The sequence below is a fragment of the Flavisolibacter ginsenosidimutans genome (assembly GCF_007970805.1).
Classification (GTDB): domain Bacteria; phylum Bacteroidota; class Bacteroidia; order Chitinophagales; family Chitinophagaceae; genus Flavisolibacter; species Flavisolibacter ginsenosidimutans.
Genome location: NZ_CP042433.1, coordinates 2,739,167 through 2,751,668, shown reverse-complemented (window position 1 = coordinate 2,751,668; position 12,502 = coordinate 2,739,167). Strand labels below are relative to the sequence as shown.

18 protein-coding genes are annotated in these 12,502 nt (G+C 47.8%); 7 read left to right on the top strand and 11 right to left on the bottom strand.

Annotated features, from left to right (window positions below; genetic code table 11):
• Window positions 1-257: 257 nt before the first annotated feature.
• On the top strand, window positions 258-479 hold the full coding sequence (locus tag FSB75_RS11235; protein ID WP_146787156.1) for a hypothetical protein: 222 nt from the start codon (window positions 258-260) through the stop codon (window positions 477-479).
• Between the two features lie 86 nt (window positions 480-565).
• On the opposite strand, the gene FSB75_RS11230 is transcribed toward FSB75_RS11235, so the two are convergent.
• Window positions 566-781: a hypothetical protein gene (locus FSB75_RS11230; RefSeq protein WP_146787153.1), complete on the bottom strand. Its 216-nt coding sequence runs from the start codon at window positions 779-781 to the stop codon at window positions 566-568.
• Between the two features lie 234 nt (window positions 782-1,015).
• Between FSB75_RS11230 and FSB75_RS11225 the strand changes: the two genes are divergently transcribed.
• Entirely contained in the window at window positions 1,016-1,225 is a 210-nt protein-coding gene (locus FSB75_RS11225; protein ID WP_146787150.1) for a hypothetical protein, read from the top strand.
• Window positions 1,226-1,348: 123 nt separating this feature from the next.
• Window positions 1,349-1,588 (top strand): hypothetical protein, encoded by a 240-nt coding sequence (locus FSB75_RS11220; protein WP_172623017.1) that lies wholly within the window; start codon window positions 1,349-1,351, stop codon window positions 1,586-1,588.
• 59 nt (window positions 1,589-1,647) lie between these two features.
• On the opposite strand, the gene FSB75_RS11215 is transcribed toward FSB75_RS11220, so the two are convergent.
• Window positions 1,648-1,932, bottom strand: a complete 285-nt coding sequence (locus FSB75_RS11215; protein WP_146787145.1) for a hypothetical protein — start codon at window positions 1,930-1,932, stop codon at window positions 1,648-1,650.
• A 361-nt stretch (window positions 1,933-2,293) separates the two neighbouring features.
• Between FSB75_RS11215 and FSB75_RS11210 the strand changes: the two genes are divergently transcribed.
• The gene (locus tag FSB75_RS11210) at window positions 2,294-3,298 is read left to right on the top strand and encodes an SDR family oxidoreductase (RefSeq protein ID WP_146787142.1); all 1,005 of its coding nucleotides are present in this window, start codon (window positions 2,294-2,296) and stop codon (window positions 3,296-3,298) included.
• Between the two features lie 93 nt (window positions 3,299-3,391).
• Here the strand turns inward: FSB75_RS11210 and FSB75_RS11205 are convergent, their stop codons facing one another.
• Entirely contained in the window at window positions 3,392-4,174 is a 783-nt protein-coding gene (locus FSB75_RS11205; RefSeq protein ID WP_146787138.1) for a phosphosulfolactate synthase, read from the bottom strand.
• Between the two features lie 222 nt (window positions 4,175-4,396).
• On the opposite strand from FSB75_RS11205, the gene FSB75_RS11200 reads away from it, so the two are divergent.
• Window positions 4,397-5,113 carry a PA14 domain-containing protein gene (locus FSB75_RS11200; protein ID WP_146787134.1) on the top strand — a complete coding sequence of 239 codons (717 nt, stop codon included), beginning with the start codon at window positions 4,397-4,399 and terminating at the stop codon, window positions 5,111-5,113.
• Between the two features lie 78 nt (window positions 5,114-5,191).
• On the opposite strand, the gene FSB75_RS11195 is transcribed toward FSB75_RS11200, so the two are convergent.
• The 3 genes from FSB75_RS11195 to FSB75_RS11185 form a co-directional block, all read right to left on the bottom strand.
• Window positions 5,192-5,629: a hypothetical protein gene (locus FSB75_RS11195; RefSeq protein ID WP_146787131.1), complete on the bottom strand. Its 438-nt coding sequence runs from the start codon at window positions 5,627-5,629 to the stop codon at window positions 5,192-5,194.
• Window positions 5,630-5,757: 128 nt separating this feature from the next.
• A complete protein-coding gene (locus FSB75_RS11190) occupies window positions 5,758-6,477 on the bottom strand; it encodes a hypothetical protein (protein ID WP_146787128.1) in 720 nt (239 codons plus the stop codon).
• Between the two features lie 163 nt (window positions 6,478-6,640).
• On the bottom strand, window positions 6,641-7,069 hold the full coding sequence (locus tag FSB75_RS11185; protein ID WP_227990561.1) for a VOC family protein: 429 nt from the start codon (window positions 7,067-7,069) through the stop codon (window positions 6,641-6,643).
• Window positions 7,070-7,461: 392 nt separating this feature from the next.
• Here FSB75_RS11185 and FSB75_RS11180 point away from each other — a divergent pair, with 392 nt between their 5' ends.
• Window positions 7,462-7,893, top strand: coding sequence for a DoxX family protein (locus FSB75_RS11180; RefSeq protein WP_146787122.1), 432 nt, complete (start codon window positions 7,462-7,464; stop codon window positions 7,891-7,893).
• A gap of 182 nt (window positions 7,894-8,075) precedes the next feature.
• Here FSB75_RS11180 and FSB75_RS11175 read toward each other — a convergent pair whose 3' ends face one another.
• The 5 genes from FSB75_RS11175 to FSB75_RS11155 all read right to left on the bottom strand — a co-directional run bounded on the left by FSB75_RS11175 (window position 8,076) and on the right by FSB75_RS11155 (window position 10,924).
• A complete protein-coding gene (locus tag FSB75_RS11175; RefSeq protein ID WP_146787119.1) occupies window positions 8,076-8,441 on the bottom strand; it encodes a VOC family protein in 366 nt (121 codons plus the stop codon).
• A 207-nt stretch (window positions 8,442-8,648) separates the two neighbouring features.
• Entirely contained in the window at window positions 8,649-9,062 is a 414-nt protein-coding gene (locus tag FSB75_RS11170) for a putative toxin-antitoxin system toxin component, PIN family (protein ID WP_146787116.1), read from the bottom strand.
• Complete coding sequence (locus tag FSB75_RS11165) at window positions 9,046-9,273, bottom strand: hypothetical protein (protein ID WP_146787113.1); 228 nt, start codon at window positions 9,271-9,273, stop codon at window positions 9,046-9,048. Before FSB75_RS11165 ends, FSB75_RS11170 begins: the two co-directional genes overlap by 17 nt.
• Window positions 9,274-9,474: 201 nt before the next feature.
• Window positions 9,475-9,912, bottom strand: a complete 438-nt coding sequence (locus FSB75_RS11160; RefSeq protein WP_146787111.1) for a hypothetical protein — start codon at window positions 9,910-9,912, stop codon at window positions 9,475-9,477.
• 310 nt (window positions 9,913-10,222) lie between these two features.
• A complete protein-coding gene (locus FSB75_RS11155) occupies window positions 10,223-10,924 on the bottom strand; it encodes a DUF6250 domain-containing protein (protein WP_146787108.1) in 702 nt (233 codons plus the stop codon).
• 131 nt (window positions 10,925-11,055) lie between these two features.
• Between FSB75_RS11155 and FSB75_RS11150 the strand changes: the two genes are divergently transcribed.
• Window positions 11,056-12,417 (top strand): right-handed parallel beta-helix repeat-containing protein, encoded by a 1,362-nt coding sequence (locus FSB75_RS11150; RefSeq protein ID WP_146787106.1) that lies wholly within the window; start codon window positions 11,056-11,058, stop codon window positions 12,415-12,417.
• Window positions 12,418-12,502: the final 85 nt, after the last annotated feature.

Genomic DNA, 12,502 nt, shown 5'->3' with positions numbered 1-12,502 from the left:
GGCTATTGAAAGAAAAAGGCCGCATTGAAATGCAGCCTCGTGTAAAATCCAATATCCTATGAAAAACCTACGCTATCATTACAAATCTTGCACCAGACTGTTCTTAAAGCTCAATTAAGCCAATGATCTGTATTGTTCAGATTGCTTTGTGTAATATTCGTCCCGTTTTAAAAAAACTGGCGGTGAAGAATGAGGAAATGAATTGCTCTCTTTTTTGTTCTGGCACGGTCTTTTGCACTTCTTGAAAAAAACACACTATGAAACGAATTTATTTTTTGGTGCTGGCTGCGTTGGTTAATGCAGCGGCCTTTGCGCAGGACGGTGGAACGACCAATGTGGATGTAAACGTCAAAGGCGGCGGCTTTCCGTGGTTGTGGGTAATTGGCGGACTTGTGTTTGTGATTTTACTTGTAGCGCTGTTAAGCGGAAGCGGTGGAACCGACAGGGTGATACAGAAGAAAACAATCATAAAAGAATAATCACCCCGGCCGGTTGTTGCACAAAGGCATATGCCGGACTATAAAACAGGCATAATAAAAAAGCGCTCTGCAAGAGCGTTTTTTTATTATCGTTTCGCCGTGGGCAATGATGTGTACACGGGCTGAGAAAAAGGTTGCTTTGCGCCATGAATTGGATTCACCGGCGTTTTTTCATTGCGCAAACTATAAACTGCGCAAACGATAACGGTGAGAACGGAAAGAGAGAAAAGACAAAGCACAACGATTTTAAAAATTTTGGGGCGGTCTTGAAGCGCCACTTGTAGTGCATGACTCTGTTGCATGGGTAAGGGAATTAATATTTGGAAATGAAGATAGAGGTTTTATTAAAAAATCATGCCCTCCTAAATTAACTTACCGTGAACTTAGCCTCAGCACACAAGGAAACGGTTTTTAACTGGCGTTCAAAGACTCCTTTGCTGTAAAGCATTTAAGGCCATTCGTTCCTGCTAAAATTAGCTGCCGTTACAAGTGGCACAATAGTAGCGGCAAGTAGCCCTGTTGTAAACACCACCATTATGTATCGTTGGTTGCAGAGCCGTGGAAGAAGACATTCAAAAAAAGATTACACCAAAGATTCCTCTGTCGCTTGGTTCGTTGTGCTTTTGGTACTGCTGGCAGCTTACCTTATCGTTCGAACACTTACAGCCAATCACGCCAATACCGAAAACGAAAGCCTGAAAGAAAAGAAAGTAACGTTGGTACAGGGCGAACACCCTCTCGCTTGAACAACGCCCGGTTCAGAAAGATTGGGATAAACGTCCGCTTTCTTTTCAATTAATTTCCCTTTTGCGGGTTACCATTTTGCAAGTCGGGTATAAATGTTATCTGTTAACCATAAAATCAGAAACATGAAAAGAACATTTGTAGCCCTTGCCATTCTTGCTTCTTTGGCGGCTTGTAACAATTCAGGCACTTCAACCGGTGACAAGAAAGACTCGCTGGACTCCGTAGCCAGCGAGAAAAAAGACAGGATTGATTCTTCTGCTGAACAACGCAAAGACGTGGTTGATTCCACTACGAAACATCAAAAACAGGTGTTGGATAAAATGGACTCTATGAATCACAAAAAAGATTCGGTTACGCATTAATCATAAAAGCAATTTGCAAAAGCCCGGAATTCAGCCGGGCTTTTTTTTGCCCGAGACTTTCAAGCCAGCAATCCCTGCTCCTGAAGTTTTGAAGCAATGTCCTGAATTACGTGGAGGTTTCCGTCCTTCTTTCCCCGCAGCGAAACCGGCTTGTCGTTTTGCATTTCAAAATGCAACGAAACGGGCAGATTGGCAATGGCCAGTTCGTTGCCGTCAAGCAAGGGAGCAATTTCATAGCGATTGTCTTCTTCGTAAACGTCAAACGTAACGGGTTGCTGGCTGATAACGTTACCGGCTCGTTTGTACGGGACGGGTATGGTGAGGGTTGCGATTTTCCTTTTCATAATTTGAGGGGATATAGTGCCTCTAAGCTCGTCAAAGAAAATGCCCTTTGTTGTGCGCAGGCAAAAAGCAATGTGAAGCTTTTTGTATTTCTTCATTTGCCAACGGCAGAACAGGCCGTGTAAATCTTTCCCGGAGAGTGAACAGAAAATCTACCGATGGGCAATTAAAATTTATTGTTGATAAATAACAACACTTCGCTTGCAGCCCCGATGGCCCGCTGTGCAACTGTTTCAAGAGTTTCGCCTGCGAATGGTAAAAACATAAGCGTAGTTACTGGCATAAGTTTTTTTCAATGTCTCCGCCGTTCGCCGGTTTTATTTGCCCCATTTATAAACTGTAAAAGCCAACGGCGCTACCGTTATGGATGAAAGAGAAGTGATCACCCGCAAAAAAGTAATCGGCGGATTGGGCCTTGACCTTGCTTCGCTTGCCGTGTCGCCCTCGTTTGCAACACCCGCCGCAAAAGCCGGTGATGCCGGTACGGAAGCCCTTGAAGACCCAACCACAAAATACCCGAAGCCGCCCTTCAAATCACAATCGCAGCCCTGGCCGGGATTGGCAAAAGACATGGACCCCAAACCCGACCACGGCGAAAAAAGCTACAAAGGCTCGGGGCGTTTAGCCGGACGAAAAGCCCTCATCACGGGCGGCGATTCGGGCATGGGCCGTGCCGCCGCCATTGCCTATGCACGGGAAGGTGCGGACGTAGCCATCAATTATTTTCCAGCGGAAGAACCCGACGCCAAAGAAGTGATTGCATTAATTAAAGCCGAAGGACGAAAGGCGATTGCGATTCCGGGTGATTTGCGCGACGAAGCTTTTTGCAGGCACCTTGTTGCAGAAGCCGTGCAGGGCCTCGGCGGTTTGGACATTGTGGTGAACAACGCCGGCCGGCAACAGGCAAAACAATCCATTCTTGACATTACGACGGAGGAATTTGACGCCACGATGAAGACCAACATCTATGCACCCTTCTGGATCATCAAAGCTGCGTTACCGCACCTGAGACCGGGTTCGGTGATCATTGGCACCACATCAGAGCAGGCTTACGATCCCTCGCCCGATTTGTACGATTATGCGCAAACAAAAGCGGCCACGATGAACTACGTAAAATCCCTGGCAAAGCAACTCGGGCCCAAAGGCATCCGGGTGTGCGGCGTGGCGCCCGGACCAATTTGGACACCGCTTCAAATCAGCGGCGGCGCTACGCAGGAAAAAGTAATGAAGTTTGGCAGCGATACGTCACTTGGCCGACCCGGTCAGCCCGCGGAGCTGGCTTCTATTTACGTTCAGTTGGCGGCCAACGATGGCAGCTTTGCAACGGGAAATATTTATGGTTCTGGCGGCGGCAAAGGCCAACCCTGATTCTTTTCGGCCCACTGCCAACAGCATTTATGCAAGTACAAAATAAGGCTGCCAACGGGCAGCCTTATTTTGTAAATTTTAATCAGGCACAACTTAGCCGGTTATTCCGGCATTGCTCAAATACTGGTGAAAGGTATCGCTGCGCAAACCAAGCCGCATGGTTTCCAGCGGAATCACGTCCTGCGGTTCGATGTTGGCGAGGTTGACGTTTGCTCCACCCGTTTTAATAAAAAACAATTGCTGGTCTTTTTGCGGCGCTTCCCAAATCATTTTTTCGCCGGGAATCTTTGTCAGGATTTCCTGGATCAAGCCTTCCCGCACTTCCGCTGTATCGCGGTAAATGCCATACGTGCCCGACTCTCTACCTTCGGCAACAACGTAACTGGCGCCGGCATTAAGTTCGGTGTTGATGATTTCAATCCAGCGGTACGGCGGTGTTACCTGTTTGTGGTCTTTGTCCTTTGAACCCACTTCGCTGAGTACCGTGCCGTATTTGCTGAGCGTTTCAATGTAGCCGCATTTTTCGGCCTGTGTAATGGTAATGGAACCGTCCGAAACCTCGGTGCAGGAAATGCCGTAATCCTGCAGGAACGATAAATACGCGGCAAACTGGTTGCGTGCCACAAAGGCTTCAAAGAAGATGCCGCCAAGAAAGACCGTTACGTTATGCTGCTGGTAAAGCTTTATTTTTTCTTTCAGGCCAAGCGTTAGCAAGGGCGTTCCATAGGCCAGCTTTACCATGTCAACATAAGGAGAAGCTGCCGATAAAAGGTTTCTTGTTTCTGCAAGGCTCAGCCCTTTGTCAATGACAACGGTGAGGCCGTGTGTTCTTGGTTGCGTCGTGCGTTGCGGAATATTTTTCAGGTGAAAGTTCATTCGGGTTGCTTTTGGTAAAGCACAAAACTATTGAAAACGCCTTAACGCTGGCCTCAGCCAATCGCTTCTGTCAACAAGCCCGTCATTCAGCGAACACGTTATACAACACGGCCAAGCGCAATGGATTTGGCAAAATCAATTATTTTTATAGCAGTTCCCTCCCACTGAATTCCGCTGCTAATTACCCGCCTCTTTAAGACATCAAGTTTGTAAAAAACAGTTATGAAAAAGAATCAACTTTTTTACAGCCTGGTCTTTTTCCTGGTAAGCTGCACGTGCAACCGCGAAACCAAAAGCAACCCGGCTGCAACGGGAAACGAACATGCAAAAGACAGCCTTGCTTTTGGCGATACGCACCAGGTTTCCGATGGATTGGAAGGAAAGATTTATTATTTGCCGGTGAACACGCCAAAGCTTCCCGCTTCCTTCGACACGATGAAAGCAGTGGCAACGATTTATACCAAAACGGTCAACGTTCCGCAACGTAGCTGGTCAACCGGGTTTCCCGGAGCCGGTAACCGCTTTGAATGGTTTGCCATTGAATACAACGGAAAGTTTAAACCGGGGAAAGCGGGTCGTTACACGTTTACATTGTTAAGCGACGATGGCTCCAGGCTTTTTATAGATGATAGCCTCGTCATCAACAACGATGGACTGCACGGCCCGGCCGCAAAGAGCGGCAGCCTCGATTTGTCAGCATCCTACCACGACATGCGCCTGCAATACTTCCAGGGGCCAAGGTATTTTGTGGCCCTGCAATTGTTTGCTCATTTGGACAAGGAAAAAGATGGCCTCTTTCCGGGTACGGATTTCTCGCTTTCCACACCGGGAGAAAGCACGGGGCCAAACTGGATCGTTATTGGGGTTGTGGCCTTACTGCTGCTTTTGCTCCTTTTTCTTCTGTGGAGAAGAGAAAAGACCAAAGAGAAAAAAAGCTAAACGTTCAGCAGTCTCCAAGCCCACTGGTTGCAGAAAGCTGATTAAACACATGTAGTATAAAAGGGTATCACCTTTTGCTTAGCCGTTACAATTGGTCTCGCCGTTGTATTCCATTTCGAAGATGATGCCGCCTTCCTCCAGCTTCAAAATGTTTTGTCCCGGTAGCCAGCTCATTTTATACGCGGCGGGTTTCTTGTCCGAATCGTTGGTTAGCACCAGCAAACGCCCTTGAACCTTAAACGTTCCCTGCGGCCCAATCCCGGTGCTTGGAACATAACTGAAACGATTGGTCCGGCAAAATACCAGCACGTCTGCGGCGTTGTCGGCAGCGGGGGCATTTCCGCTTTTGTACAGTTTGAAAATGCGCCATGCCGTCTGGGCAATGCGAGGCATATTTCCGTTCATCGGCGGCACTTTGTGCTGCTTCTGGCTAAAACCAACCTGAAGGAGCAGGAGCGTGGCAAGGGCGAGGAAGGTTTTCTTTTTCGTGTCGCTAAATGTAGTGAATCTTGTCATCAATCAAGTTGATGGAAGCTCTTATAAACAGGTTTTTAGAAACTCAGTGAACCGTCTTTACTTCCCCATTGCCAAAAACAAAAAAGCCGCCCGGTAAAGAGCGGCTTGCTTATTCAATTCGGTAAACCTTAGTGTCTTCCAAAATCCCGGTTCTCGCCTCGCTGGCCAAATCCACCGTGGTCGGTACCGTTCATTCCCTCGTTTCTCCTTTGTTCGAAACCGCCACGGTTGTTGTCGTTGCCCCGTTGTTCATACACGTTGCGGTTCGGCGTATTGGCTCTTTGATCAAAGCCGTTATTGCCAGTCCTGTTACCTCTTTGTTCGAAGCCGCGGTTGTCTCGCTGGTCAACGCTTCGGGCCTCCCGTTCTACCCGGTTGCGGTCATCAAAACGCTGATCTCGCCGTTCATAGCGTTGCTCGCCTCTTTGCTCATAGCGTTCGTCCCTGCCGTACGCATAACCTTCGTTCCTGTGATCGCGGAGCACCGGCTGGTTGTGATAGCCACGATAACCGTAGTATTGTCTCCGGTAATAATCGGCACGCAAATAGGGCTGCGGCTCATTAATTACCACCTTGTAAGCGCTGTAAAGGTCAAAATTACTGTACGCGGAAGGCATGTAAGGAGAGGATCTCCACTCGTAGCCGTCAAAGTATACAAACTCCCGGTTCAGTACATCGTAGTAAATGTCCATGTCGGGGAAGTAATAATATTGGGCATAATCGTAGCCGTAAGGTCCCCAGTCGGGCTGGGCACCGATATTAATGTCCATACCAACCCTTACCTGCGCATCTGCTTTTTGCAGAAAGAGCCCGGAAAGGAGCAATAAGGCAAAGAATAGTTTTTTCATAAATGGTTGAATCAGTTATTAGCGACTGACTGAATCATTAGAGTCTATCACGCCTCCTGCGTTTAAGGCAGCCACGGGGATTAACGTTTGATTAAAAAGGACTTTGAATCTGCACAAATACGGCGGAAAGTTCCGCCGTGAAGGATTTTATAAACACCGGCATTCATTTCTTACTGAGCTGCTCTGCCAGCCCGATGAGAATACCTTCGGGCCCGCGGATGTAGCAGAGTCGATACGCGTCAAGGTACTGAACCACTTCGCCGACGAGAGTGGCGCCATGCTTGTAGAGCCGGGTGAGCGTCTCGTCAATGTCGTCCACGGCGAACATGACGCGTAGGTATCCGAGAGCGTTCACCGGAGCATTGCGGTGGTCGGCTACTATGGGCGGCGTGAGAAATCGGGAGAGTTCGAGGCGGCTGTGACCGTCAGGGGTGACCATCATGGCAATCTCAACCTGCTGAAGTTCCAGCCCTGTAACACGTCCGGCCCATTCGCCTTCGATTGTGGCCCGCCCTTCAAGCTTCAAACCAAGCTCGGTGAAAAAAGAGACGGCCTCGTCAAGGGATTCTACCACGATGCCGACATTGTCCATTCGCAGTAAATTATTTTTTGTCATCGTTTCTATCGCTTTATGAATTAAAGATCAAATCACTGCGTAAATCTTTCCATTAAGTTCAGGACAAAGCCTCGCTGTCGTAAAGTTGCGCCTAAGGTTGAAGAGATTTTCAGCTGCGGAAATTTAATGCCTTTTGCTTCAGTTTTCATCTGCCGTTAACTAACCTTAAGTGCTGAGCCGTTTACGCTGTTGTTGGCAGGCTACCGTACAAGATCTTCACCTCATACAACAACGGCGTAAAAGATCATTCACATTGAGGCAGACGCATTCGGTTGCGGGCTTTTGTCGCAATTCACCTTTTTAATTGCCGTAATCGCACAGGGAAAAGATCCGCCATTCATTCCATCTTTGTCCTCAAATCAAACATCATGAAACCCAAAACAATCAACACGCTGTACTGGACGTTCACTCTTCTGTTTTGTGCCTTAATGATTTTTTCGTCGTGGTCGAGCATACTGGTAAACGAAGATTCGGTTAAATTAATTCACGGCATACTGGGCTACCCGGTATATTTTATTCCCTTTACCGGCTGGGCGAAACTAATTGGCGCCCTTGTTCTCTTGCTTCCCGGTTCCGGAAGGATAAAAGAATGGGCTTACGCCGGTTTGTTTTTCGACTTGATTGCTGCCGTTTATTCCGGCATTGCGCTTTCTCACACGTTTGATCCGCGGATGCTGATAATGCTGATTTGGTTTGCACCGGGTGTGCTGTCATACGTTTACTGGCAGAAGAAAATAACCCTTGATTCAAAGAAGAAAGTCGTGGCTGAAAACAAAAAGGAAGCTGCCTTGTCTTATTGAAGACCGGTAATGATAAAAAGCACAGGATTTTGTCAAGACAAAAGAAAATGTAGAAAGCGTTGCGGAGAGCTTTTGAGTAAGTTATTTCATTGTTGTTATGCATCAGGAGGCATGTAACCCTGGCGGCTAACGCTGTGTTGTGCGTTCGTTTTAGTCCAGGAACAATGGCCTAAATGCAAACGCTACTCAATGTCTTCCATAATAAAAATGGCATTCTTGTTTAAATCAAAAAAGCCAAACTCGTTTGTGCCCCAAGATGTCTTTGTTTTGAAAGCCGTTTGCGAAACGGTTCCCCGCCCAACAAATTCGTCAAAAAGAGGCTTTATATTCTTTGTACCGATGCGTATTACTGACCCGCCAAGCAAGGGGTCATCTTCCGTGTCGGCATGCCATTGCAGGTGCAGGCAAATCTTGCCCCTGTAAAGAACGGCATACATTGTATCCGAATAGCTTGTTTCAAATCCCGCTTTCTCCTTGTACCAGGCAATATCTCTTGCAATGTCAGCCGAAGGAAGAACGGGAATAACGCCAAGGATTTCAGTTTGCATTTGCCGGAAGGTTATTGTCAAAGAAAAACAACGTTTACTGCCTGTGGCTGTCAATTGAAATGACGCTTAACGGAAAAGCGTTGCTGTCGGGTGTGGCATTGGCAACACTGCAGTTAAGTAAAAATAGACAGATGCCGTGATATTCGTCAAGCTACATGGTAGCACGTCACGCCGCACTTGCAGCAATGCGCTGTTCAGCGTTCGTGCTTATTTAGTGAGCAAGTCAAACATTTCTTTCGGTGACACAATTTTCGTCCCTTTGTATTCAGACATCGTAAAATCGTTCGTATTCCCTGTTATGAGATAATCTGCCTGGCATGTTTCGGCAAGTTCCAACAACCGATTGTCAGCAGGGTCGCTGATAATGTTTAAACCAACCGTTGGGCTGAACTTCAATGCGCTGTTTTCCACGTCCGCAAGTAACGTTTGTGCTCTGAAATGAAAGTCTGGAAATCGGCTGAATTTCTCACGGTTCAGCACTTTCACATACTCGGTAAAGAGGGGCTCTGATAAGCAAAGCTGCAGATGGCTGTCTGCTAAAATTTGGTCAACAATGAAATGGGGATAATTTCGCTGAATGAGGGCCGAAACAAGCACATTGGTGTCAAGAATGAGCCGCATTGTTTCTTACGGCTTTTACTTCTGCGGAAATCTCGTCCATACTCATGTTGGAAAGTCCATAACGCTCAGAAAGCTCCACTGCTTTTTTAAGATTTTGCCGACTGAGTTCACGGCTAACCATATCGACAAAGTCTGTAAACGAGAGTTGATCGGCCTTGATGCCGAACTTCTCGTATTCCAAGTCCGATATAGCAATGTTCAGTGTCCGCATATCCAATAATTTGCCAGTCTCGAAGATATGAAATTTGCGGGGGTTAGAGTTATGCCGCATGACGCACAACGTCGAAAGCGTTTGCGAAGGCATGGAGCTTTATGTTCTTGCAGCCTCACTTCTGCTTTGCAGTCAAATTATGTTTATCGCGGAAAATTAGCACTTCGGCCATGCTTTTGCAAATGTTCTGTTAGCGGCTGTCTACTGTCTTTTAGCTATGCTGTCGTAAAGTCTAAAGAGTTCTTTTAAGCTATCCGGTCTTGCAACGTTGAACGCTTTGTATTGCTGTTCAGCAACCAACATTTCACTGTTATCACAACTCGTGCCGTCATACGCTACTGGAAAGGATTTATTTAGAAGAAGATTGTTCAGTGGCTGAAAGTGTTCACTTTTATATGTTGCTGGCAAACTGTGATCGGCATCGTATTGTTTTTGTCCGACAACATAGTGGTAGCGAACAAAAACTTCGGGGCTTTTGGAAGACGTTGTTACGTCATAGATTTGGCCAATGGTGAAAGCCGTATGGTTTTTAAGGGAGTTGACTTTTAAATAGGCTATGAATATTCCAATAGCTAGGAACAAAATGAGAATACTATATCCGAAAAAATTCTTTTGCCGTTTAGTCAGATTTTGAAACATACAATCATAGAGTTCTTGCGATAGCCGCTAACATCTACCATACGCACCTTTTGAGATGCGGTTTTCAGCGGTCAATTTTACTGCTTCCTTCTGAGAGAACAAATTACAGGTGCGCTTTTTTGTTGTCCAATCAACATACTCTCATTGTTTGTTCATCCAACAACACAAAAACGCAATCCCGTTGCTGCCGGCGGCCTTCTTTGTCATTTAGGATTGTTGGCCTGATTCAAGGCGAAGGTCTGTCCGGGCATACGGCCCCAACTTTTTAATCCTTTATGCTCCGGTGGCCGCTGGCGAGAGGAACTGCGGCCTACTGAATACGCCATATCCGCACACGGTCAATACGCTGGCGGCTTTTGGTGCTTCGGATGCCAAACCACCCATGCGTGAACGGCCGGCTATCCTTATAAGAAAAAAAGCGGACTCCGTCAACGTAAAAACCGGAAACGCCGTCCTTCACCAGTATCGCAATGTGATAAGTTTTGTTGGGTTGCAGCAAGTGCCCGCTGTCTTTTAATTCGCCCACGATCTCCAGCTTACCACCGTCGTAGCGGCGCATTCTTGTGGTGGTGTTGTAGTTGCCGCCCATGCCCACGTAATAAAGTTGCAGGCTGTCGTATTCTTTAAAATCGCCTTTGCGGCTAAACATCTTACGCCGCGGGTCTGTCGCCATCCAAAACTGGTTCAGGTCACTCAGCCGGTCATTGGGGCCGTCTTCCATCACTACCCTGCGGTCAAATTCTATCAGCACATTGCCGCGCAGTTCTTTTTTGTACCATGCGGTTACGCCGCCTACAGTGTTCAATTCCAGTTGACCGTCTTTTACCGCGCAGGCCTTTCGTTCTACTTCCGCAACTTCCAGTATCCAATTTTTGCCGAGCGCCGTGTCGGTAAAATCATCGCTAAACAAAAGGGTTTTCTTGTTCAGTACAGGCAAGCTATCCTGACAAGAAGCTGTTGTTTGTAATACGGTTAAACCAACAATCAGCAGAGAAGTGAGCACTCTTTTCATAAACGTTTTGTACAACGGAAAGTAAGGCTTTACTGCTAATCGACCATCTCGTGCTGAACGCCGTTACACAGGTAGGTAAATGATGGTTAAGCGGTCAATTCCTTTCATTTTGTATCTCTTACCGCCTTGCTATGATAAAAAAATTAACCACTGCTTTTCTACTTCTTTGCACCGCTACTCTTTGTTTTGCCCGCACGTATTTTGTTGCACCTACGGGCAGCGACAACAACCCCGGCACCAAAGCCCTTCCTTTCGCCAGTGTTCAAAGAGCACAAAGCCTCGTTGCGCCGGGCGACACGGTTTACATCCGCGGTGGCCGCTACGGAATGCAGGAGTCGCAGATTGCTTCGCGTTCAGGCATAAAAGCCTTTGTGATTCACCTGGATAAAAGCGGTGCAGAGGGGAAACCCATTCATTACTGGGCTTATCCCGGCGAACACCCGGTGTTTGATTTTTCCGCGGTAAAACCGGCCGGGTTTCGCGTGCACGCATTTGAAATCACCGGCTCCTGGCTGCACCTGAAAGGGCTGGAAGTTACCGGCGTGCAGGTAACCATCACCGATGCGAACACTCAGTCCATTTGCTTCTCCAATGACGGCGGCAGCAACAATATTTACGAACAATTGAACATGCACGATGGCCAAGGCATTGGCTTCTTTCTGACGGCGGGCGCCAACAATCTTGTGCTGAACTGCGATGCCTACCGCAATTACGATTATACCTCCAAGGCCGGTGGCGGACGCAACGGCGGCAATGTGGACGGCTTTGGCAATCATCCGTCGAAAGGCAGCGTGAACAACGTCTTTCGCGGTTGCCGTGCATGGTACAACAGCGACGACGGCTACGATTGCATCTCGGCATCGGAAGCAACGGTTTTTGAAAACTGCTGGGCCTTTTGCAACGGCTATTCGGCCGACGGCGTGAGCCGTGGCGATGGCAACGGATTCAAGGCCGGCGGTTACGGTGCAAGAGTCTTGGCCGGCCTGCCGGATTCGATACCGCACAACACCGTTCGCTTTTGCCTGGCGGTGATGAACAAGGCCAATGGTTTTTATTCGAATCATCACCTTGCGGGCAGCCGGTGGTACAACAACACGGCTTATGCCAACGGCACCAACTACAACATGCTGAACCGCAAGGCCAAAACCGAAACGGACTATTTAACCGACGGGCCAGGCTACGATCACGTGCTGCGCAACAACCTGAGCCTTTCGCCGCGTTCGGGAACGGATATTGCCAACTACGACCCAGCCCGTTGCACCATCGATCACAACAGCTTTCTCAATGGCGGGATCACAATTACTGCGGCTGATTTTTTAAGCCTCGACACAGCACAACTTACGGCACTGCGAGGGGCTGACGGTGGTTTGCCGCGCATTGATTTCATGCACCTCAAAAATGGAAGCAAGGCCATTGATGCAGGCGTTGATGTTGGCTTTTCCTATGCAGGCAAAGCCCCGGACCTGGGTTGCTTCGAGGCCGAGAAGAAATAGTGCCGTTATTTTTTGGAGCTGCCCTTTCAATGATTTTTGCCCCTTGCATTACTGCGAGGGGTTTTTTACTTTCACGGTACAAAGC